This is a genomic window from Streptomyces sp. TLI_185 (assembly GCF_003814765.1).
GTDB lineage: Bacteria > Actinomycetota > Actinomycetes > Streptomycetales > Streptomycetaceae > Streptomyces.
Map to the genome: position 1 here is coordinate 10,327,249 of NZ_RKRB01000001.1, position 21,497 is coordinate 10,348,745.

General features: G+C 68.6%; 16 protein-coding genes and 5 pseudogenes. 12 read left to right on the forward strand and 9 right to left on the reverse strand.

Annotation, left to right across the window (positions count from 1 at the left end; translation table 11 throughout):
- Nucleotides 1-39: 39 nt before the first annotated feature.
- The 5 genes from EDD92_RS47565 to EDD92_RS47585 all read right to left on the reverse strand — a co-directional run bounded on the left by EDD92_RS47565 (nt 40) and on the right by EDD92_RS47585 (nt 5,974).
- Complete coding sequence (locus tag EDD92_RS47565) at nt 40-1,383, reverse strand: D-arabinono-1,4-lactone oxidase (protein WP_123970066.1); 1,344 nt, start codon at nt 1,381-1,383, stop codon at nt 40-42.
- 48 nt (nt 1,384-1,431) lie between these two features.
- Nucleotides 1,432-2,703, reverse strand: a complete 1,272-nt coding sequence (locus EDD92_RS47570; protein WP_123970067.1) for an MFS transporter — start codon at nt 2,701-2,703, stop codon at nt 1,432-1,434.
- Between the two features lie 37 nt (nt 2,704-2,740).
- A complete protein-coding gene (locus EDD92_RS47575; protein WP_399185311.1) occupies nt 2,741-3,994 on the reverse strand; it encodes an amino acid deaminase/aldolase in 1,254 nt (417 codons plus the stop codon).
- Between the two features lie 66 nt (nt 3,995-4,060).
- On the reverse strand, nt 4,061-4,927 hold the full coding sequence (locus EDD92_RS47580; protein WP_123970068.1) for an SDR family oxidoreductase: 867 nt from the start codon (nt 4,925-4,927) through the stop codon (nt 4,061-4,063).
- Between the two features lie 63 nt (nt 4,928-4,990).
- Entirely contained in the window at nt 4,991-5,974 is a 984-nt protein-coding gene (locus tag EDD92_RS47585; RefSeq protein ID WP_123970069.1) for an SMP-30/gluconolactonase/LRE family protein, read from the reverse strand.
- Between the two features lie 131 nt (nt 5,975-6,105).
- Between EDD92_RS47585 and EDD92_RS47590 the strand changes: the two genes are divergently transcribed.
- Together EDD92_RS47590 and EDD92_RS47595 are read left to right on the forward strand one after the other, a co-directional pair.
- On the forward strand, nt 6,106-7,647 hold the full coding sequence (locus EDD92_RS47590) for an aldehyde dehydrogenase family protein (protein WP_123970070.1): 1,542 nt from the start codon (nt 6,106-6,108) through the stop codon (nt 7,645-7,647).
- 38 nt (nt 7,648-7,685) lie between these two features.
- The gene (locus EDD92_RS47595) at nt 7,686-8,489 is read left to right on the forward strand and encodes a class II aldolase/adducin family protein (RefSeq protein ID WP_123970071.1); all 804 of its coding nucleotides are present in this window, start codon (nt 7,686-7,688) and stop codon (nt 8,487-8,489) included.
- A gap of 140 nt (nt 8,490-8,629) precedes the next feature.
- Here the strand turns inward: EDD92_RS47595 and EDD92_RS47600 are convergent, their stop codons facing one another.
- A complete protein-coding gene (locus tag EDD92_RS47600) occupies nt 8,630-9,220 on the reverse strand; it encodes a TetR/AcrR family transcriptional regulator (protein WP_123970072.1) in 591 nt (196 codons plus the stop codon).
- A gap of 356 nt (nt 9,221-9,576) precedes the next feature.
- On the opposite strand from EDD92_RS47600, the gene EDD92_RS47605 reads away from it, so the two are divergent.
- From EDD92_RS47605 to EDD92_RS47630, 5 genes and pseudogenes are all read left to right on the forward strand, one after another.
- The gene (locus tag EDD92_RS47605; protein WP_123970073.1) at nt 9,577-10,551 is read left to right on the forward strand and encodes a hypothetical protein; all 975 of its coding nucleotides are present in this window, start codon (nt 9,577-9,579) and stop codon (nt 10,549-10,551) included.
- 63 nt (nt 10,552-10,614) lie between these two features.
- Nucleotides 10,615-11,088, forward strand: a complete 474-nt coding sequence (locus tag EDD92_RS52645) for a 2Fe-2S iron-sulfur cluster-binding protein (protein WP_399185314.1) — start codon at nt 10,615-10,617, stop codon at nt 11,086-11,088.
- A 55-nt stretch (nt 11,089-11,143) separates the two neighbouring features.
- Complete coding sequence (locus EDD92_RS47620; RefSeq protein ID WP_123970074.1) at nt 11,144-12,361, forward strand: cytochrome P450; 1,218 nt, start codon at nt 11,144-11,146, stop codon at nt 12,359-12,361.
- 59 nt (nt 12,362-12,420) lie between these two features.
- Nucleotides 12,421-13,504 (forward strand): annotated as a pseudogene (locus EDD92_RS47625) (S-(hydroxymethyl)mycothiol dehydrogenase).
- Nucleotides 13,504-14,135 (forward strand): annotated as a pseudogene (locus EDD92_RS47630) (MBL fold metallo-hydrolase). The pseudogenes EDD92_RS47625 and EDD92_RS47630 overlap by 1 nt, the downstream one beginning before the upstream one ends.
- An 86-nt stretch (nt 14,136-14,221) precedes the next feature.
- Here EDD92_RS47630 and EDD92_RS47635 read toward each other — a convergent pair.
- From EDD92_RS47635 to EDD92_RS47645, 3 genes and pseudogenes are all read right to left on the reverse strand, one after another.
- Nucleotides 14,222-14,514 (reverse strand): annotated as a pseudogene (locus EDD92_RS47635) (transposase family protein); the annotation flags it as partial.
- 158 nt (nt 14,515-14,672) lie between these two features.
- Nucleotides 14,673-16,118 carry a GntP family permease gene (locus EDD92_RS47640; protein ID WP_123970075.1) on the reverse strand — a complete coding sequence of 482 codons (1,446 nt, stop codon included), beginning with the start codon at nt 16,116-16,118 and terminating at the stop codon, nt 14,673-14,675.
- Nucleotides 16,119-16,237: 119 nt separating this feature from the next.
- Nucleotides 16,238-17,224, reverse strand: a complete 987-nt coding sequence (locus EDD92_RS47645; RefSeq protein WP_123970076.1) for a tripartite tricarboxylate transporter substrate binding protein — start codon at nt 17,222-17,224, stop codon at nt 16,238-16,240.
- A 98-nt stretch (nt 17,225-17,322) separates the two neighbouring features.
- On the opposite strand from EDD92_RS47645, the gene EDD92_RS47650 reads away from it, so the two are divergent.
- The 5 genes and pseudogenes from EDD92_RS47650 to EDD92_RS51900 form a co-directional block, all read left to right on the forward strand.
- Complete coding sequence (locus EDD92_RS47650) at nt 17,323-18,972, forward strand: ATP-binding protein (protein ID WP_123970077.1); 1,650 nt, start codon at nt 17,323-17,325, stop codon at nt 18,970-18,972.
- Nucleotides 18,969-19,661, forward strand: coding sequence for a response regulator (locus tag EDD92_RS47655; RefSeq protein WP_030948008.1), 693 nt, complete (start codon nt 18,969-18,971; stop codon nt 19,659-19,661). The genes EDD92_RS47650 and EDD92_RS47655 overlap by 4 nt, the downstream gene beginning before the upstream one ends.
- 43 nt (nt 19,662-19,704) lie before the next feature.
- A pseudogene (locus EDD92_RS47660) lies at nt 19,705-20,085 on the forward strand (transposase); the annotation flags it as partial.
- 470 nt (nt 20,086-20,555) lie between these two features.
- Complete coding sequence (locus tag EDD92_RS51895) at nt 20,556-21,098, forward strand: IS110 family transposase (protein ID WP_260327245.1); 543 nt, start codon at nt 20,556-20,558, stop codon at nt 21,096-21,098.
- Nucleotides 21,022-21,459 (forward strand): annotated as a pseudogene (locus tag EDD92_RS51900) (transposase); the annotation flags it as partial. The gene EDD92_RS51895 and the pseudogene EDD92_RS51900, both read left to right, overlap by 77 nt.
- Between the last annotated feature and the right edge of the window lie 38 nt (nt 21,460-21,497).

Sequence of the window (21,497 nt, forward strand, 5' to 3'; positions counted from 1 at the left end):
CGTGTTACCACCTTCGGGTTGCGTCACGGGAAGGCTGGGTCAGTCGCCCAGGACTCGTCGCAGGTACTCGTTGCCAAAACGCCGGTCAGGGTCCAGTCGTTCGCGCAATGCGGTGAACTCACCGAAGCGTGGATACGCCGTCGCCAAGTAGCCGGCGTCACGTGTGTGCAGCTTGCCCCAGTGCGGGCGTCCGCCGTGCGCGGTGAAAATGCGCTCCGCCGCTGCGAAGTATTCACGGAAGGGCATGCCCCGGTAGGTGTGGACGGCGATGTATCCGCTCTCCCGGCCCGACGCTGTGGAGAGGGTGATGTCGTCCGCGGGTGCCGTACGCACTTCGACGGGAAAGCTGATCCGCAGATCCGAACGGTCGACGATGGCCTTCAACTCGCGCAGGGCGTCGATCAGTGCCTCGCGCGGGAGGGCGTACTCCATCTCGATCATCTTCACGCGGCGTGGGGAGGTGAAGACTTTGTACGGGATGTCCGTGTAGGTGCGGGCGGAAAGAGCCCGGCTCGACACCCTCGCTATGGCCGGGACGGCGGCGGGCACGGCCCGCCCCAGCGAGTTGACTGCCTGGAAAACACAGTTGGAGAGAAACTCGTCCTCGAACCAGCCTCTGAACCGGCCCATCGGGGCGAGCGGACCTGTGCTGCGGTTGTTGCGCAGGGTGTTGCAGTTTCCGGTGTGCGGGAACCAGTAGAACTCGAAGTGCTCGTTGGCCGCCTGGAGTTCGTCGAACGTCGCCGTGACCCTGTCGAACGTCATCGGTTCGTCGCGTGCGGTGAGAAGGAACAGCGGTTCCACGGCGAACGTGATGGCACTGACAACCCCGAGCGCGCCCAGCCCGATGCGCGCAGCGGCGAACACGTCCGGGTTCTCCTTCTCGGAGCACGTGAGCAACGAGCCGTCCGCCGTCACCAGTTCAAGGCCGCGTATCTGGGCCGCGATCGCGGCCGAGCTGCGGCCCGTGCCATGAGTGCCCGTACTGGTCGCGCCGGCGACGGTCTGCTCCATGATGTCGCCCATGTTGGTGAGTGACAGGCCTTCCCGGGCCAGGGCGACGTTCAGGTCCCTGAGCCGTGTGCCCGCTTCCACGGTCACGGTTTTGGCCTCCCGGTCGACGGCGCGAATGCCGGTCAGGCGGTCAGGCCGTATCAGCACGCCCTCGGTCGCGGCAGCGGCGGTGAACGAGTGGCCGCTGCCGACGGGCTTCACCGGCAGGCCGTCCTCGGCCGCCTCGCGCACAACGGCGCAGAGCTCATCGACCGAGGCGGGTGCGACGTCCCTCACTGGGCGGGCCGTGACGTTCCCGGCCCAGTTCCGCCACACACTCCTGTTCGCGCGGTCCTTGCCCGCGTGCGCGCCGTAGCGGGTCGTTGCCATGTCACTCCTCTTTCCTCGGTGAGCTGGGCGGTGGTGCCATTCGCGTATCTAGCGGACGGAACGGATGCGGTAGACGAGGACCGCTCCGACGGCGGCGGCCGCGCCTACGAGCGCGAAGAGAAGTGGGTAGCCGTGTTCCGAACTGATGATCGCTCCGGCGATCAACGGGGCGATCGCCGGGGGAACGACCGCGCCGATGTTCATGATGCCGAGGTCCTTGGCCCGGCTCTCGGCGTCGGGGAGCACTTGTGTGATCAGAGCCTGGTCGACGGCCATGTACGCACCGAAGCCGCCGCCCATGAGAGCGGATGCCGCCATCATGACGGTGAGGCTTGGGGCGCTCGCCAGCAGGAAGCCGGATGCGGCCTGGAGCAGCGCCGCGAGGGCGACGAAGATCCGTCGTCGGCCGAGGCGGTCGGACAGCACACCGGCGGCCGTGGTGGCCAGAAGGCCGGCCAGGAGATAGAGAACGGTGCAGATCAGCAGGCTGTCGGCCGGATCAGAGACCTTGAGGCCATCGGCGAGGAAATAGAGCGTGTAACACGTGCCCAGCGAGTTCGCCAGATTGACCAGGAGCCGTCCGCCGAAGGCCCAGGCGAATTCCCGGTTCCTGAGGGAGCTGCCCATCGACGCGAGCAGTTCCCGGATGCTGAGCGGCGCCTCGGCGTTGAAGGCGATGTCGCGATGGGCGGCCAGGAACGGCACAAGGCAGACGATCAGCAGGACCGCGATGACGGCGAACCCGGACATGGGAGAGAGTCCGAAAGCCGACACGAGGGCGATGCCGACGACCACGCCGAGGGCCTGGGGACCGTAGATGGCGCTGGAGATCATGCCGCGCTGGGCTTCGGGAACACGGTCGGCGATGACGGCGGTGAGCCCGGCGGTGGCTGCGCTGAGCCCGATCATGCTGGCCGCCCACGCCACCACCACACCCGTCACGGTCGTCTGCGCGCCGGTGACGATCAGCCCGACGGCGAAGGCCATCGCGCCTGCTGCGAGCCAGAGTCTGCGTCGGCCGAAGGAGCTGCGGGAACGGTCGCACAGGGCGCCGCACAGCGGCAGGGCGATGAGCGCGACCAGCCCCGAGACACCGTTGACCACGGCGAAGTCGTAGACCTTGGAGGACGGGTCGATCGTCTCCAGTTGCTGAGGGAGCAGAAGCTGGAGGGGGACGAGATTCGCCATCCAGAAGCCGAACCAGACCAGGCCGTACAGGATGGTCCAGCGACGGGTGACGGGTTCGGCCGGCCCATGGGCGATGGCCTGGCCGACGGAGCCTGCAAGGGCTGGAGCGGGGGAGTCGAAGTCGGGGAGCATCGGGCCTCCGGGAGACTGGGCCGCGGATGGGGAGTGGTCAGAGGAAGGCGTGTCCTTCGCCCCGGTAGGTGAGGACCTGGCCGACGTGTTCGTTTCCGGACACCAGGTGGAGGGTGTTCACTCGCTCGCACAGTTCGCCGGCTTTGGCGTGCCGGAACCACACGTGGTCCCCGAGGCGCAGTCCGTGCGCTGCCGTGCCGAGCACCGGCGTCTGCACCTCTCCCGCGCCTTCCAGGGGGTTCATCCGCAGGCCTTGGGGCCAGGCCAGGGTGGGCTGACGGTCACGGCCGGTCGGGCCGGAGGCGACCCAGCCGCCCCCGAGCACGGTGGCGATCTTGTCGGTCGGGCGGCGTACGACCGGCATGACGAAATAGGCGGCAGGCCGCGGACGGAAACGCCGGTAGAAGTCGAACAGGCCCGGCCCGTACAGGCCCGATCCGGCGCCGATCTCGGTGATGACGTGCTCGGACGCGGTCTGCTCGATGGAGCCGGTGCCCCCGCCGTTGACGAACTCCAGCGGTGCGACGGCCTCGACGGCGGCGATGGCGGCGGCGCGCCGGTCGGCCAGTTCGCGGGCGGAGAAACGCTGCATGGCGCGCAGCGCTGCCCGCTTGATCGGGGAGCCAGGCTGGTTGTCGCCGAGGCCCGCGATCTGGCCCTCATAGGACATCACTCCGGCCAGGCGGAACCCTGGGCGGCCCTCGATCTCCCGGGCGAGCGCCGCGGCCTGTCGCGGGGAGTGCACGGGGGAGCGGTACGGGCCCAGGTGGATGCGGCCGCCGGCCAGTTCCAGCGCGGCGTCCAGGTCGATACACACGCGCAGGTCGGGCCGGGAAGCGCCCACCACATGGTCGATGAAGTCCAGTTGGCCGACGGAGTCGATCATGAGGGTGATGCGGGCAGTTGCACGCTCGTCCTTCGCGAGCCGCTGCAGCGCGGTGCGGTCCGCGGTCGGATAGCCGATGACCACGTCCTCGTGGTCTTCTGCCAACCACAGGGCCTCGGGCAGAGTGAAGGCGAGGATGCCGTGGTAGCCCTCCCACTGGGCGGCACGCTGGATCAACTCGCGGCTGCGGACCGACTTGCTGGCTACACGGATGGTGGCGAGCCCGCCCGTCCGGCGCGTCAGATCCTCGGCGTTGGCGTCGAAGGCGTCCAGGTCCACCACGGCGAACGGCGGATCCAAGTGCTCGGTGGCTCGGTTCAGTTGGGCCATCCGGACCTCGCTCAGGCCGGCGAGGGCAGAGACGGCCGATTTCACGTCCGGCCGGGACACCACATGTGCGCTCACATCCGCACCCTTTCTCGGTAGTTGACGTTGACCGGCCTGGTCAGCGGCGGCCGGAAACCGCAAGGGTCAGACGGTGGACCGGTCCGAAGGCCGTGCCGTGCCGGGCTGATGGGCACCCGCCTTGGCGATGAGGCGTTCTCGCTGTCGCCTGCCCCTGGCCTCGGCGAGCGGTATCACCCACCGCATCAGGCGGGGGAAGACACCGGCGATCCGCTGGACCCGACCGCCCAGCGGCGGGAACACCACCTCGACCGGTTTGGAGGCGATCGCGTCGACGACGGTCTTGGCGATGTCCTCGGGCGCGTACGACTTCTCGGCGAAGGAGATGGCACAAGCGGGGTCGGCCATCTCCTGGTCGAGCATGCCCGTGCGCGTGGATGGAGGATGGATGATCGTGAAGTCCAGGGGCCCGTCGCGTTCCTCCAGGGCCACGCTGTGGTGGAAGGCCCGCACCCCGTACTTCGAGCCGCAGTAGGTGGCATATCCGGGCAGCGGGAGGAACGCCGTCATGCTGCAGACGGTGATGATGTGGCCACGGCCCTGTGGGGTCATCCGCTCGATCGCCGCGCAGGTGCCCGTAATGGTGCCAAGCATATTGACCTCGACGATGTCACGGTGCTGCCGGGGACTGAGGTCTCGCGCGTGACCGGTGTGAGTGATGCCCGCGTTGTTGACCAGAACATCGACGGCATCGAACGCGGCCTCCGCCGCTTCGAAAGCCTTCACCCAGGCTGCCGGATCGCGGATGTCCAGCACGCAGCCGGCGGCCCGGCTGCCCAGGCTGAGCACACGGGCCTGCACGGCCTGCTCATTGACATCGGTCAGCATCACCCGATGACCGCGTGCCACCGCCAACTCCGCGATCGCCGCGCCGATGCCGGAGGCCGCACCGGTGACGAGAAGGACCCGGCTGTTTTCAGGCGTTTCACTCATGGCCACAGAGTCTCCTGGTCGTCTGTCCAAGTCAACTGTCCGACATGAAATCGGTCCCGGTTGTTACCGAGGGATTCGCAGGCGAAACATCTCGATGCGACCGCCGTTCAGCTCGGCGGCGCGAACGGGATCGTCGGTCGGGACAGTCGCCGCGAACAGGGTGCGCCCGTCGAGCCCTGCGACCAGGCAGCTCAAGGTGTTCTGGCTGGTCGCGACGCGATCGAGGACGCGGCCGCCCTCGGCCACGCGCACGCATTCGCCGCGCAAAGCGTTCGCGATCCACATCGTTGCCCCGTCGCTGTGCCAGGCGATGCCGTCGGGAGCGATCGGCGAGGCGGAGCGCTTGGCGATGGCCGGGTGGTCCAGGAGTGCCGAGACGCGCCGGGTGATCCTGCCGAGCAGTCCCGGATCGTTCACCGCACGCCACAGGAACGGTGAGATCAGCGGGGCCCAGGGTCGGGGCTCGCCCAGAGTGCCGTCCGGGAGCACGGGGAAGGCGGAGAGTCGCATGGCGAGGGTTTCGGCCGCCACCATGGTGGCGCCGTCGGCCGTGAGGACACATCCGTTGGGGAAGAGCACCGGTTCCGTCACGCCCAGCAAAGTCCCGTCCGGGGCCAGGCATGCGATCGGCGTTTTCGGTGGTCCGGGCGGCGCGTAGAGCATGGCGTTCGCGTGCTCGCGGGCGAACGCGTGGTAGTCGAAGCCGAAGTTGCCGACGTACGCGCGCCCCAGCGGATCGACGAGCATGTCGTTGACCGGGCCGCCGACAAGGTGCCGCAGATCCGCGTGCTCGACGAGCTCGCCGTCTGCTTCCAGCCGGTACACGACGCCTCCGTCCATGGAAGCGACGAGCATGCGCCCGTCCGGAAGCCAGCCGAGCCCGCCGGCCCGGCCAGGCACCTTGAGCATCGTCTCGGCTTCTCCGCTGCCGTCCCAGCGGTGCACCGTGCCGTGCGCCAGATCGGAGAACCACAGGGCTCCCTGATGCCAGCGCAGGGACTCGGGAACACCGAAGCCGCTCAATGCGACCGATGTCATCCGCTTCATCCAGCTGCTCCTCGGTGACGGTTTGCCCTGGCGCCCCCAAAAGTTGGACGCCCGTACAAGACGCTTGACTTGTACGGGCGACCGTCTCATTCTGGGCGAACCGAAGTCAACGTTCCGGCAGGAGTTTTTCCGTGGCTCAGACTCGATCGCTCACACCAGACGGCGCACGGGCGGACGCACAGATAGCAGTGGACAATCCGGCGACCGGAGCAGTGGTCGGCCACGTCACCGACGCGTCGACGCAAGAGGTGGCGCAGGCGGTCGCACGAGCCCGGCGGGCGCAGCCGGGCTGGGCGGCATTGAGCGCCCGCAGCCGTGCGGAACTCTTCGCGCGTGGCCGTCAGTGGTTGCTGGCCCACCGGCAGGAGGTCACGGAGTCCATCGTCGCGGAGAACGGCAAGGCGGAAGAGGATGCGATCGTCGAGATCGTCTACTGCGTCAGCGCCTTCGCTTACTGGGCCAAGCGCGCGCGGCACTTCCTTGCCGAGACGAAGATCCGTTCGCTCTCGCCGTTCGTGCTCGGGCGAAGCATGTACACCCGTCGCGTACCGCTCGGCGTCGTCGGCGTCATCGGTCCGTGGAACAACCCGTTGATCAACTCCTTCGGTGACGCCATCCCGGCGCTGGCCGCCGGCAACGCGGTCGTCCTCAAGCCCTCCGAGTACACGCCGCTGACCGCGCTGCTCATGGAGAAAATGACCCGCGAGTGCGGCTGGCCCAAGGACGTGTTCCAGGTCGTGACCGGCGCCGGCACCACCGGCCAGGCTCTGGTCGACGCCGCCGACTTCGTGATGTTCACCGGCTCGACGAAGACCGGTCGGGCCGTCGCGGCGCGGGCGGGCGAGCGGCTCATCCCCTGCTCGCTCGAACTCGGCGGCAAGGACGCCCTGGTCGTACTGGCCGACGCCTCCCTGGAGCGAGCCGTGAGTGTCACCCTGCACGGTGCTCTGTGCAACGGAGGCCAGATGTGCACGTCGGTGGAGCGGGTCTACGTGGAAGAGCCCCTCTACGACGCCTTCGTCGCCAGGCTGCGCGAGCGGTTCCAGGAGGTCATCTCAGGCAGGCCGGCGGGGCTGGGCAGCACCGATGTGGGAGCCATGACCTTCCCGCCCCAGATGTCGATCATCGCACGCCATGTCGAGGACGCCGTGAGCCGAGGGGCACGCGTACTCACGGGAGGCCACGCCGCACCGGGCCCCGGCCGGTTCTTCGAACCTACCCTGCTCGTGGATGTCGACCACACCATGAAATGCATGCGTGAGGAGACCTTCGGCCCCACGCTGCCCGTGATGAAGGTCGCAAGTGCCGAGGAGGCCGTCCGGCTCGTCAACGACAGCACCTACGGCCTGCAGGCCACCATCATCAGCTCCGACACGAAGCGCGCCCGGCACCTCGCGGAGCAGCTCGAGGCCGGCTGCGTCACCATCAACGACGCCCAGAGCAACTACATGGCCCTCGGCCTGCCCATGGGCGGCTGGAAGGAATCGGGCCTTGGTGTCCGGCACGGCGCCGAAGGAATCCGCAAGTACACCCGGCTCCAGGCGGTCAGCGTGAACCGCTTCCCGACCCGCCGCGACCCTCACATGATCCCGTTCGACCCCTCGGCCTACCGGTCCATCCTGCGCCTGGTGGATGTCATGTACGGCAGCCGCCTGCGCCGCCGGAACAAGTGACCGTGCGATCGACCACCCGACAACGAAAGGCCAGCCCGATGACCACGACACCCGCCCCGCACGCGTCTGTCGGCGCTATGCCCGAAGGCGTCACGCTGCCGCTGCCTCAGGAGAACCTGAGCGTCGAGGAGGAGCGTCAGGTCCGCAAGCAGGAACTCGCGGCCGCCTTCCGCCTGTTCGCCCGGTTCGGATTCTCCGAGGGCGTGGCCGGACACATCACAGCCCGTGACCCGGAGAACCCGTCGGCCTTCTGGGTCAATCCCTTCGGCATGTCGTTCAGCCAGATCCGCGTCTCCGACCTGATCCTCGTCGACCACGACGGCACACTCCTGGAAGGCAAGCGCCCGGTCAACAACGCCGCATTCTGTATCCACTCCGAGGTGCACCGGGCCAGGCCGGATGTGGTCGCGGCCGCGCACACCCACTCCGTGCACGGCAAGGCCTTCTCCAGCCTCGGCGTCCCGCTCCAGCCGATCACCCAGGACGCCTGTGCCTTCTTCGAGGACCACGGCATCTACTCGGACTACCGCGGGGTCGTCAACGACACGGAGGAAGGCCGGAAGATCGGTGTGGCCCTGGGCGACGCCAAGGCGGTCATCCTGCAAAACCACGGACTGCTCACGGTCGGCGCCTCCGTGGCCGAGGCGGCCTGGTACTTCATCACCATGGAACGCTCATGCCAGGCCCAGCTCCTGGCCATGGCCGCCGGCGAGCCGAAGCTCATCGACTCCGAGACGGCACGCATGGTGCGGGGGCAGACCACCGGCGCTCTGCCGGGCTGGTTCCAGTTCCGTCCGCTGTGGGACCAGATCACCGCGGAACAGCCCGACTTGTTCGACTGACATGACGCGCTGATCCCAGGAAACCAAGTCGGGTGGGTGCGGCGGCTACGGCCGCCGCACCCACCCGACTTTTTGGTGTGGCCGCCATCCGACGAGGGGGCGGCAAGTGTCTATGAGCGTGCGCTCACCGGCGACTCACCTCACACGTCCTTGGCGGCGAGGCTCATGAGGTGCTCGCCGGTCAGGCGGAGCACCTCGCGGGTGTTCTCGCTGTTACGGTCGGCCAGCCAGCACAGCGTGACGCCATCCAGCACCGCGTTGAGGTAGCGGGCCAGAACGGGAAGGGGCACCGTCCACTCGATGCCCGCGCTCTCGGCGGCTTCCGCGAGGAGCTGCTCGTGGACTTCCAGGTAGTGCTCGTACTGCCGGCGGGCCAGATCCTCAAGGCCCTCCTGACGCAACGCGTAGTGGGTGAGTTCGTACCCCACCTGATGCTCTCCCGGGCTGAGCTCGACTCCCTCCCAGAAGGCGTAGAGGCTCCTGGCGATGCGTGCGCCGAGGTCGCCCTCTCCCTCGAATACGTTCCGGGCCTTGGCCACACCGCTGTCCGTGATGCGGGTGATGACTTCCTGGAGGAGTTCCTCGCGTGAGTTGAAGCAGTAGTGGAAAACGCCCAGCGGCATCTTCGCCTCGTTGACGACAGCGCGTGTCGTGGTCTTGACGACTCCGTCGCGGATCATGACGCGGAACGCCGCGGCGATGAGTTCTTCCCGTCGATCCTTCGCTGCCATGCGAGACATTCGGCCCACCGTTCCATCAAGAGTGAAAAGCTCACTCCATGCTAACCGGCGTCTTGGACAATCGACCAACTGTGATTCGGTCGTCACGCCGCGCTCGTCGCCCACGCCGTTCTGGCTGCGTTGGCTATCCGCCGTGCGCGGCTCGAAGATCTGCCAGTCATGCTGGACAGCAGCGGGCGGACGCTTCTGAGGCTCTTCAAGTCGCTGCCGATGGGAGTCGGGCAGGCTGGCCTCAGTGCGGGACCGGGGGCAAGCCCCCAGGGGCCGGTGGCCGATCCCACGCTCTCCGGCGGTGCGACGTCGCCGGACAGTACGGCGGTTGTGGAGCCGGGCGGGGGAGGAGCGCAGTGAGGCGAGAACAGTACTGGCCGGACAAGGATCCCGTCAGCCGCCGGATCGGCGATGACGTCCTCGGGCGTGCTCTGCGCAAGGTGTTGCGGGACTCCGAACGGTGGCTCCTGCTCGACTATCTGCACGGGGCTCCACTCGTTCAGATGGCCCGACAGTTCGGTTGGACGGTAGCGGGTTTGCAGGAGCTCATCAGGAGCCTGCTGATCAGACTGCGGGACTCGGAGTTCGGGCCCCAACTGCGTGAGGAGCTGTTGGGCCGGACGGGTCCGCAGCACTCGGCCCTGGTCTGGGAGGGTGTCAAAGAGGTACCTGTCCATCGGTGCCAGCGTGTCGGCTGTACCACGCCGCCCTTCGTGCAAAAGGCCCGCGGGCGTACGCGCAAGTACTGCAGCGACGCGTGCAAGCAGGCTGCCTACCGCAGTGCGCGGGCTGAGCAGCCCGCCAAGCGCGCAGCGGCTCCCACCGCGCTGTCCAACCCATGGTTCAGGGTGGTGCGCTCACGGAAAGGGCGGCGGATGCCCTACCGGTTTCTCGACTACACAGAGACTGACGCGGTGTTCCCTGACACCCAGGATGCCAAGCGGGCCATGCCGGAAAGCAGCGCATACGGCGAGTACTTCCGGTGGAAGCTGGCCGAGTGGATGCCTTCGCGGGGCCAGCCGAAGGTCCTGGGGACCCAAGGGGTCGGCGCCAAGGCTGCCTGGGGCAAGAGGAACATTGGTTTGTGGCTGTTGGATGGCAGCGGCAGGATGCGCGCGTTGCGGGATTTGCGCACAGTCGTTCCTGCGCGGGATCTGCGACGGATGGCGCAGTCCGACAGCTCAGCGTGGCCGGACCTCGCTGCGCTCGATTCGCTGCTCAGCAAGAGGGGCGGCCGATGCATGCGTGGCTCCGCTCGTGGAGCCGCCCCCTTTGAACGGCGGCGTGCGCCGACTGTGCCAAGTGGTCTGTCGGCGACGCGGGAATCGTGACCCAGTTCCGACGCTTGGGTTCTAACGCTTGTCGCAACATTCCTTGATCATTGCGGAGTATTGATGGCAAGGCGGGGACGCAAGCGCAGGCTAGAGCTCGAGGCCGAGTACTGGCGCCTTCTGGCGGCCGGGGTGGGGCAGCGTCGAGGCGTGCAGGCAGCTCGGGATCGGACGGAAGACCGGCTACCGGTGGCGGGCGGAGAACGGCGGGTTGAAGCCGGACTACTTGCCAGAGACATCCCGGTCAGGCCGGTATCTGTCGCTGCTGGAACGCCGCAGGATCGCCGCGCTGCGCGAACGGACCGCACCGTGACTGTCAGGCCGGACACCTCCGTCCTGCACGCCGTACGACAGGTGGGAGCCGACGTCCTGTCCTCCTGCGAGCAGGGCACCTGCGGCACCTGCCTCACGCCGGTGCTGGAAGGGACGCCCGATCACCGGGACTCGATCCTCGCCGACCACGAACGGGCCGCGAACGACTGCATGCTCCCGTGCGTGTCCCGCTCCCGCGGTGACCGCATCGTCCTCGACCTCTGAGCCGTACCCGCAGACATGCCCCCGCGCCCCGTGCCCTCTTCCGTTCGGAGCCGCCATGACCCACGCACCGGCCCCCGCCGTCTCGCTCGCCACGAGTGACGCGGACCCCTTCGCCGCCGACCATCTGGCACAACCCGAGCCGCTGCACCAGCAGTTGCGGCAAGCCGGTCCGGTCGTCCACCTGAGCCGCTACAACGTGTACGCGCTGGCCCGCTACGGCGAGGTGCACGCCGCCCTGGTCGACTGGCAGGCCTTCCAGTCCGCCGCCGGCGTCGGACTGGCCAACTTCCGTCACGAGAGACCCTGGCGGCCGCCGAGCCTGCTGCTGGAAGCCGACCCGCCGCACCACGACGCCCCGCGCCGTGTCCTGCGCGAGATCCTCGCACCACCCGCCCTGCGGCAACTGCGCGCGACGTGGCAGACGGTCGCCGAGGAACTGGTCGACACCGTACTGGCCGACCGGGGCAGCCAGTTCGACGCCTTCACGGGCCTGGCCGGGGCGTTTCCGCTACGGGTGTTCCCCGACGCCGTAGGACTGGGGCCCGAGGGACGGGACAACCTCCTGCCTTACGGCAACACGGCCTTCAACGCCTTCGGACCGGCTAACGACCTCGTGAAGGCCGACGCTGACAGGGCGGCCGAGTTGTCGGCCTGGGTGAACGCCCAGTGCGCCCGCGAGGCGCTGAGCGAGGACGGTTTCGGCTCCCGTATCGGGGCCGCCGCCGACCGCGGCGACCTCACGCACACCCAGGCACCCCTGGTGGTGCGCTCCCTGCTCACCGCCGGCGTCGACACCACCGTCCACGGCCTCGCCGCCACCCTCTACGCCTTCGCCACCCATCCCGACCAGTGGCAACGACTGCGCGAACGACCCGAGTCGGCACGTGTGGCGTTCGACGAAGCGGTGCGCTGGCAGTCACCCGTGCAGACCTTCTTCCGTACGGCCACCACCGACGTCAGCATCGCCGGCGCCCGCATCCCCGAGGGCACGAAGATCCTGATGTTCCTCGGCGCCGCCAACCGCGACCCGGCCCGCTGGCTCGATGCCGACCGCTTCGACCTCACCCGGGACCCCTCCGGCCACGTCGGCTTCGGCATGGGCATCCACCAGTGCGTCGGCCAGCACGTCGCCCGCCTGGAGGCCGAGGCCCTGCTGACCGCCCTCGCCCGCCGCGTGGAACGCATCGAGCTCACCGGCGAACCCCGTCGCCATCTCAACAACACCCTGCGCTCCTGGGCAGCACTCCCCGTCACCGTGCGGCCCGCAAGGTGACCTCCGGCAACCGCACCCCGTCCCACCCACCCACATCGCACAGCGAGAGGACCACATCCATGCCCCACCACGTACGCGGCGTCGTCGCCCGCGCCGAAGGCGACCCGGTGGCCGTCGAGACGATCGTCGTGCCCGACCCGGGCCCGGGAGAGGCAGTGGTGAAAGTCCAGGCGTGCGGTGTCTGCCACACCGACCTGCACTACCGCGACGGGGGCATCAACGACGACTTCCCCTTCCTCCTCGGGCACGAGGTCCGGCGTCGTCGAAGAAGTCGGCCCCGGAGTGACGGACGTCGAACCCGGCGACTTCGTCATCCTCAACTGGCGCGCCGTGTGCGGCCGCTGCCGCGCCTGCCGGCGCGGACGCCCCCAGTACTGCTTCGACACCCACAACGCCGCACAGAAGATGACTCTCCTGGACGGCACCGAGCTCTCGCCCGCACTCGGTATCGGAGCCTTCGCCGAGAAGACGCTGGTCGCTGCCGGGCAGTGCACGAAGGTCGACCCGGCCGCCTCACCGGCCGCGGCCGGTCTGCTCGGCTGCGGGGTGATGGCCGGCATCGGCGCGGCGATCAACACCGGCAACGTCGGCCGAGGAGACACGGTGGCCGTCATCGGCTGCGGTGGCGTCGGGGATGCCGCGGTCGTCGGGTCCCACCTGGCCGGTGCGGCCAGGGTCATCGCCGTCGACATCGACGACCGCAAGCTGGCCACCGCCACGAGGCTGGGCGCCACCCACACCGTCAACTCCAAGGAGACCGACCCGGTCGAGGCGATCCGCGAGTTGACCGGCGGGTTCGGCGCCGACGCCGTCATCGAGGCCGTCGGCCGACGGGAAACCTACCGGCAGGCCTTCTACGCCCGCGACCTCGCCGGCACGGTGGTCCTGGTCGGGTTGCCCACCCCGGAGATGACGCTCGACCTGCCACTGCTGGACGTCTTCGGCCGCGGCGGAGCCCTGAAGTCCTCCTGGTACGGCGACTGCCTGGCCTCCCGCGACTTCCCGATGCTCATCGACCTCTACCTGCAGGGCCGACTGGACCTGGACGCCTTCGTCACCGAGACCATCGCCCTGGACGAGGTCGAGGACGCCTTTGCCCATATGGACTGGGGCGACATCCTGCGTTCGGTGGTGATGCTGTGATGACCGGCGTCCGTATCGAGCACGTCATCACCTCGGGCACCTTCAGCCTGGACGGCGGCACCTGGAACGTCGACAACACCGTCTGGATCGTCGGCGACGACCACGAGGCGGTCGTCATCTACGCCGCTCACGACGCGGAGGCCATCGCCCGTGCCGTCGGGGACCGCCGTCTGACCCCCATCGTGTGCACCCATGCCCACAACGATCACATCAACGCGGCTCCCGCCCTCGCCGAGGCCACCGGCGCGCCCGTCCTCGTCCACCTGGACGACCGGCTGCTGTGGAAGCACACCCACCCCGACCAGACCCCGACGGTTACCTCTCCGACGACCAGCGCATCCCCGTCGCGGGCACGGAACTGCGCGTGCTGCACACTCCTGGGCACACGCCCGGGGCCATCTGCCTGTACCTGCCATCGCTCAACACCGTCTTCACGGGCGACACGCTGTTCGCGGGGGGTCCAGGCGCGACCGGTCGGTCGTACTCGGACTTCCCGACCATCATCCGTTCGATCCGGGACCGCCTCCTCGTGCTGCCACCGGCCACGCAAGCGCGTACCGGGCACGGTCAGGCCACCACCATCGGCGCTGAAGCGTCCCACCTCGCCGGCTGGATCGCACGAGGTCACTGAGTGGCGGCGCTCAGCGAGGATGCCCTGCCCGTGGGGGCCGTGAGCCTCGGTGATCCGCGCACCGCGCGGGCCAGCACTGGTTGCCGCAGCAGGACGAAGTCCGCGTCGGCCTCGCGCAGGACTTTCAGCCAGCCCGGCGCGCGTTCGGCGAGCAAGTCATGACCTGGCTGGTGTAGGCGTGGGCGGTGGACTCGCTGGTCCCGAACCCAGCAGCGATCTTCACGAGGGTGGTGTGTTCGCGCAGGTACACCAGTGCCACCATCGCGCACTGGGACGGGCGGAGCTTGCAGCGCCGGCCACCCTCACGGGTGACGACGAGCATGGTTACCCACTCCACGCGTGCATGGGGCAGGTTGGGTGCGGCAGGGCAGATGACCAACGAGGCCCCCGAGCAGCGTGGTTGAGACGTCAGACATCTCGATCAACAGCTCGGGGGCCTCGCTCGTTGCGCTTCACGGCCTGTCACCTGTCAGGGACCAGCGCGAAGAAGCTCACTGAGCGGTGTGCACCTTCACGATGCACACCGCTCGGTGGCTGTCAGGCGAACACGGACAGGAGGAGCGCCATTCCGAGGCCGAGCACACTCACCAACGTCTGCACCACGGTCTGTGTCTTCGTGGCCTGTGTGAGATCCATGCCGAAGGATTCCTTGACCAGCCAGAAACCGGCGTGGTTCACGTAGTTCAGCCCGAGGGAACCTGCCCCGATGGCCACCACGAGCAGCGATGCCTCCAGACCGCCTCCGCTGACCATGGGGGCGATGATGCCGGTGGCGGAGACGATGCCGACGGTGGCGGAACCGGTGGTCAGCGACAGCAGGAGTGCGATCAGCCAGCCCAGTACGATGACGTTCAGATGCGCCCCCTTGGCGGCGGAGGCGATCGCGTCGCCGATGCCGGAGTCCTGGAGAACCTGCTTGAACGCGCCACCGCCCCCGATGATGAGCAGGATGGCGGCGATGGACTTCAGGCTGTCCGTGAGGGAGGCGCGGACCTCCTCGCCGGTACGGTCCGTGCCAAGAGCGGTCACGCCGAGGGCGAAGAGCAGCCCGGCGAGCATCGCCACGACGGGCTCGCCCAGGAAGGTCAGCGCGGAACCCACCGTGCTCGTCTCGTCGAGCACCGTTTCGGCGAGGGTCCGCAGCAGCATGAGGCCGACGGGGACGAGCACCGCGGTGATGGCCAGCCCGGTCGGTATCCCGGAACGGGACGTGACGTCCGTATCCGCCGATGACGCGTTCGGAACGCCGGCCGTCACGCTGACCGGCGACTTCCTTCGGACAGACTGCGATGCACCCGTGAACTGCGCGACAAGAGCCTCGTCCGGGCGAACCTCGGCAAGACGCGGAGCGATCCAACGGGCGTAGACGGGGCCGGCCAGGATCACGGTGGGGACGGCGCAGACGAAGCCGACGACCATGGTGAGGCCCAGGTCGGCGTGGAGACCGGTCATGGCGGTGAGCGGCCCCGGGTGCGGCGGCAGCATGCCGTGCAGGGTGGACAGCGCGGCGATGGCCGGTACGCCGAGCAGGACGTACGGGGAGCCCTTCGCGCCGCCCTGGGCCTCCAGCCTGCGCGCCACGCTGAAGATCAGTGGCAGCAGCACGATCAGGCCGACCTCGAAGAACATCGGGATGCCGATCACGAACGCCGCGGCCGTGACCAGCCAGGGCAGCCTGCGGGTGCTGGAGCGGTCGATCAGGGCGTGGGCGAGGGCGTCGGTGGCGCCCGAGTCGGACAGCAGACGCCCGAGCATGGCGCCCAGGGCCAGGGTGATGCCCACGTCCCCGAGGGTGCCGCCGGCACCGTCCTCGAGGGACTCCACCAGTTTGGCGGCGGGCTCACCGGCGGCGAGGCCGGTGCCGACAGCGACGACGATGAGCGCGACGAACGGATGGATGCGCGAGCGGGAGTTGATGAGGTAGATCAGGGCCGTGATCGCGATGGTGAGGATGAGCAGCAACCACCAGGTGTGCGGCGTCATGCGGGTGCGCCTTTCGACAGACGGGTTGAGGTGGACGGCTTGATGGGCATGGCGAAGTGAGCCGCAGCGCAGAGGGGTGGTGGTGCGGCTGGTGTCAGGAGGGGCGGGCGGTGGCCCGGTCAGTCCAGTCCGAGATCCCTGACGAGACGGGCTACGGAGGTGTCCTGTTCGGACAGGTATGCGGCGAAGGCGTCGCCGGTGGTGAACGCGTCGGTCCAGCCGTGGCGGCGGAGTTCCGCTTTCCACTGCCGGGACCGGTGCATCGCTGTCAGCGCGTCGATCCATCGGATCCGGTCGGCGCCCCGGATGCCGGGCGGCGCCACGACTCCCCGCCAGTTGCTGAAGACCAGGTCGATGCCGGACGCCTTGAGGGTCGGTACTCCGGGCAGTGCGCCGATCGGTCGTGGGCTGGTCACCGCGAGGACCCTGAGCTGACTGGCGTCGATCTGGTCGACGAACTCGCCGAAGCCGGTGGTGGCGAAGTCGACCTTGCCGTCGAGGAGAGCGGGCAGCAGGTCGCCGCCACCGCCGTCGTAGGCGACGTAGCCGACCCGGTGCGGGCCGATACCGACGGCCTTGGCCAACTCCATGGCCAGCAGGTGGTCCGGTCCGCCGAGTGAGGATCCGCCCCCGACCTTCAAGCGCGCGGGGTTCCTCTTCCAGGCGGAGATCAGATCGTCGATCGATCGGTAGGGCGAGTCACGACGCACGACCACCGCGCCGGCCTCCTCGACCAGCCGGGCCAGGGGAGTGGTCTCGAGGACTGACGCCTTCGTGTGCGCCACGTACGACGCACCGATCACTCCGAGACCCATCTGCAGGACGAGCCTGCCGTTGCCCCGCTCGTTCACGATGCGCTGCAGGCCGACCGTGCCGCCTGCTCCCGGCAGGTTGAAGACCTGCACGCCGGAGTCCACGCCGGTCTCCTGAAGCACGCGGGCCACCGTCCGGGCCGTGGTGTCGTATCCGCCACCGGCGGTGTTCGGAACCATGATCCGCAGCCCGGCGTCGGCGGATTCCCCGTCGGGCAGCATCTGGCACCCGGTGACGAGAAGCAGCGACAGCGCGAGAAGGGCGCCGCGAAGGGCGTGCGAGCGACCTCTCATGGCACCTCTCTTCCGCAGCCGCCGGGGTGGACGTCATGATTGTGCAGCCCGAGGTGCGAGCCGCCCAGTTTGTGTCAGCAGTAGAGATTGAGTTCGTTGTGGTCACCAGTTTTCGCCGCCATACCCTCGCGGGCGAGATGCTGGCGCTGCAGCTCGCCATCGTCGTGGTCGTGCTGCTGGCGGTCGCGGCGCTCTCGCTCGCCCAGTCGGAGGCCACCTTCAGCCGGGTCGAGGGCCGCCGCGTGAGTGCGATGGCCGAGCAGTTGGCCGCCAATCCACTGGTGCGCAACCAACTCCCGCGTCCAGCGCCGGAGGAGACGCTGGCCCCGCTGACGCACTCCACGCTGGTGCAGTCCGGGGTCAGCTCCGTGACCATCACCGACTCCTCCGGTCGCATCGTCAGTTCGACCAACCCGACGGTCATCGGTGACCGGCTGCGGTTCGGACCGGGGGTTGCCCGCGGACGAGGCTGGTCCGGCTCGCTCACCTGGGACGGCAGCCGCGAACTGGTGGCGCAGGTGCCGGTGCTCGGCGCGGCGAGCGGTGGCCTGGGGCGGACCCTGGGCATCGTCATGATCGGGGAGGCGTCCCCGACGGTGTGGCAGCGGCTCAGTGGGGCGTCCTCCTATCTCCTCGCCTATCTGGGCATCGCCAGCGGGCTGGGCCTCGCCGGCTCCTGGCTCCTTGCCCGACGGGTAAAACGGCAGACGCTTGGTCTGGAACCGCGAGAGATCACCGGCCTCGCCGAACACCGCGAGGCCATGCTGTACGGGATCGCCGAGGGCGTGGTCGCCCTGGACCCCCAGCAGCGCCTCACTCTGGTCAATGAGGTGGGCAGACAGCTGCTCGACCTGCCTGAGGAGTGCGTGGGCCGGACGCTGGACGAGCTCGGCATCGACGGCCGTCTGCACGACGTACTCACCGGCACCCGGCCCGAAGCGGAGCACGGACCCGACGAAGTGGTCATACGGCACGGTCGTGTGCTGGTGATGAACAGGATGACCGTCACGAAGAACGACCGCCTGCTCGGCTCGGTCACCACCCTGCGGGACCGCACCGAACTGGCGCGGCTGGAACGCGAGATCGGCTCCTTCCGCAGCACGTCCGAGCTGCTGCGGGCCCAGACACACGAGTTCGCCAACCAGCTGCACACCATCTCCGGACTCATCCAGATCGGTGAGCAGGACGAGGTCGTGCGCTACGTCCGGGCGCTCACCCGGCGCCGCCAGTCCCTGGACATGACCATCGGCCGCCGCGTCCACGATCCGGCCGTCGCCGCTCTCCTCATGGCGAAGGACTCCTTCGCGGCTGAACGAAAGATCACCCTGAAGGTCTCGGACGACACCTCCCTCGGCCGGCTCGCCCCGGAGGATGCCGCCGACGTGGCGACTGTGGTCGGCAACCTGGTCGACAACGCCATCGACGCCGCCGCCGGGAGCGGCCCCGACGGCCGGGAGCCCTGGGTCGAGGTCGAACTCCGGCAGGACGCGTCCAGCGTGGAGATCGTGGTGTGCGACTCGGGCCCGGGGGTAGCGCCCGAACTCGCCCGGGAGGTCTTCCACCACGGTTTCACCACCAAGGCCGCCGCGGAGGGCGAGCGTGGCATCGGCCTGGCCCTCACCCAGCTCGTCTGTGAACGGCGTGGCGGGGAGATCAGGGTGACCAACACCGCCGAAGGGGCCCGGTTCACCGCGCGCATGTCCGTGAGCCACTCGACGGAAGCGATCGAGGAAGGAGGAGCACAGTGAGGGACACCTCCGGCACGATCGATGTTCTCGTCGTCGACGACGACTTCATGGTGGCTCGGGTCCACCGCACCTTCGTCGAGAGGGTGCCGCCGTTCAGGGTCGTGGGCACCGCGGGGACCGGAGAGCAGGCCATCACCGCGGTCGACGAACTGCGCCCGGACCTGGTCCTCCTCGACCTCTATCTGCCCGATGTCTTCGGCCTGGATGTCATCCCGCGGCTGCGCACCGCGGGACACGACTGCGACTTCATGGTCATCAGTGCCGCGCGCGAGGCTGACACCGTGCGCGGCGCGGTCCGCCACGGTGTCGTGGACTACCTCCTCAAACCCTTCGACTACGAGGACCTGAAGCCCCGCCTGGACCGGTACGCCGAACGGCGCGGCCGGCTTCTCACCACGGTGGTGCGCGGCCAGGCCGACATCGACCGCGTGCTGTGCGCAGGGCACGTCCCCTCGGCCGTCGCCAGACTCCCGAAGGGCCTGAGCGTGGAGACCGCCGACCTCGTCGAACGCACGCTCCGCGATGCGGACGGCACCCTGTCGGCCGCCGAATGCGCGGCCGCCACCGGTATCTCCCGTGTCAGCGCCCGCCGTTACCTGGAGCACTTCCACACCACCGGCACGGCGGATGTCTCCCTGCGTTACGGCGCCGCCGGCCGGCCCGAGCGGCGCTATGGCTGGCGAGACTAAGAGGTCCCAACAGAAGCCGTTGATCATGTGGCTTTCGGCTTGGATGGTCGTTGGTCTGGTCGTGGGGAATCGTCAGTCGCGGCCGTGGATCGCGTCGGATGAACTGTGGTCGCTGATCGAGCCGTTGCTGCCCGTGCCTGGTCCGAAGTTGGTTGAGGGCAGACCGCGGGTCCCGGACCGGCGGACGTTGTGCGGCATCCTGTTCGTCCTGTACACGGGTATTCAGTGGGAGTACCTGCCGCAGGAGCTGGTTTTCGGCTCAGGCATGACCTGCTGGCGGCGGCTGGCTGCGTGGAACGAGGCCGGGGTGTGGGACCAGTTGCATCTGGTGCTGCTGAAGAAGCTGCGCGCGGCGAAGAAGCTGGACTGGTCGCGGGCGGTGATCGACTCTTCCCACGTGCGGGCGGCCCGCAGGGGCCCAAAAGACTTCCTTGCCGCTGCCCGTGCCGTCCTAGACGGCGACGGCCCATCTCAGTGAATCGACATGATTCCGCGAGCCGGAGTGACTTGGCTGCCGTGGAAGACGCCTCTCCGGGATCATCGACGAGGTCCTCGCCGCCGTGTGGCCCAACCTCCTCACGTGGAGTGACGAGTCGCATCGACTCCATGCCACGTCACTCGCCTCCGCCAGCGTCGTCACATGCCGGTAGGACTGTGAGGATGTTGGGGTGTCGCTTTGGGCGGTGGTCTGGCCCGCGATACGACTGGCCCTGGTGCCTTGCGTTTGATCTGCCGACTGCTGTCTGAGGCGGTGGGTGCTGCCACCGAAACGGTGGGCGTGTCCCGATAGGGGCCTTCGCGACAGGCACCGTCACAGTCCTGACGCCACCACCGCTTCGGCGTCGGCCAACCGGTGTTCCCGAGGCGATCAGGAGACAGGCGACCGTGTCCAGCATGACTGAGCAATCCCATCCACGACACTGCCCAGCTCACCATCGCGAACAGGTCCTGCTCGGAGTGGATACGCACAAGGACGTCCATGTGGCTGCGGTCATCACCAGCACAGGAGGCCTGCTAGACACTCGAGGCTTTGCCACGACCCAGGAGGGCTACCGGCAGCTTCTTTCCTGGGCCCGTGTTTTTGGGCAGTTGCAGCGGGCCGGGGTGGAATGCACCGGCTCCTACGGAGCTGCGCTCACCCGCCATCTGCACCGTGAAGGCATCACGGTCACCGAGGTCAACCAGCCCGACAAAAGCGGCACGGCGCCGGCACGGCAAGTCCGACTCCATCGACGCGGCGGCCGCGGCCCAGGCCGTTCTCTGCGGCCGGGCCACGGCCACCGCCAAAACGGCCGACGGGCCGGTGGAAACGATTCGGCTGTTCAAGCTGGCCAAGACCTCCGCCGTCAAGTCCCGCTCCATGGCCATCAACCAGCTCAAGGCCGTGCTCGTGGCCGCAGACCCAGCGCTGCGGGAGTCCCTGGCCGGGCTGAGTAACCCCAAGCTCATCCGCCGGTGTTCGCAGCTGCGGTCCGCGCCGGGCACGGGGCCGCAGGCCGCTTCGCGCCATACGCTCCGGCTGCTTGCCAGGCGAATCCTGCATCGCACCGAGGAGATCAACGACATCACGGCCCGGATCACCACAGCGATCGGCGCTCGCGCACCCAAGCAGCTGAGCCTGTACGGCGTCGGCCCGGACACTGCCGCTGTGTTACTGACGGCAGCCGGCGACAACCCTGACCGCATGGGCAGCGAGGCATCATTCGCCGCCCTCTGCGGTGCCAGCCCCGTGGAAGCATCGTCTGGAAAGACCCAGCGGCGCAGACTCAACCGCGGCGGCAACCGCCAGGCCAACTCAGCTCTCTACACCATCGTCATAGCCCGCCTGCGCTGGGA

Excerpts from the sequence above, each read along its gene's own strand:
- EDD92_RS47600 (WP_123970072.1), bottom strand. The coding sequence starts at position 9,220 with ATGGCAGCGAAGGATCGACGGGAAGAACTCATCGCCGCGGCGTTCCGC.
- EDD92_RS47640 (WP_123970075.1), bottom strand. The coding sequence starts at position 16,118 with ATGACGCCGCACACCTGGTGGTTGCTGCTCATCCTCACCATCGCGATC.
- EDD92_RS47565 (WP_123970066.1), bottom strand. The coding sequence starts at position 1,383 with ATGGCAACGACCCGCTACGGCGCGCACGCGGGCAAGGACCGCGCGAAC.
- EDD92_RS47580 (WP_123970068.1), bottom strand. The coding sequence starts at position 4,927 with ATGAGTGAAACGCCTGAAAACAGCCGGGTCCTTCTCGTCACCGGTGCG.
- EDD92_RS47595 (WP_123970071.1), top strand. The coding sequence starts at position 7,686 with ATGACCACGACACCCGCCCCGCACGCGTCTGTCGGCGCTATGCCCGAA.
- EDD92_RS47620 (WP_123970074.1), top strand. The coding sequence starts at position 11,144 with ATGACCCACGCACCGGCCCCCGCCGTCTCGCTCGCCACGAGTGACGCG.
- EDD92_RS51895 (WP_260327245.1), top strand. The coding sequence starts at position 20,556 with ATGACTGAGCAATCCCATCCACGACACTGCCCAGCTCACCATCGCGAA.
- EDD92_RS47585 (WP_123970069.1), bottom strand. The coding sequence starts at position 5,974 with ATGAAGCGGATGACATCGGTCGCATTGAGCGGCTTCGGTGTTCCCGAG.
- EDD92_RS47570 (WP_123970067.1), bottom strand. The coding sequence starts at position 2,703 with ATGCTCCCCGACTTCGACTCCCCCGCTCCAGCCCTTGCAGGCTCCGTC.
- EDD92_RS52645 (WP_399185314.1), top strand. The coding sequence starts at position 10,615 with ATGGCAAGGCGGGGACGCAAGCGCAGGCTAGAGCTCGAGGCCGAGTAC.
- EDD92_RS47645 (WP_123970076.1), bottom strand. The coding sequence starts at position 17,224 with ATGAGAGGTCGCTCGCACGCCCTTCGCGGCGCCCTTCTCGCGCTGTCG.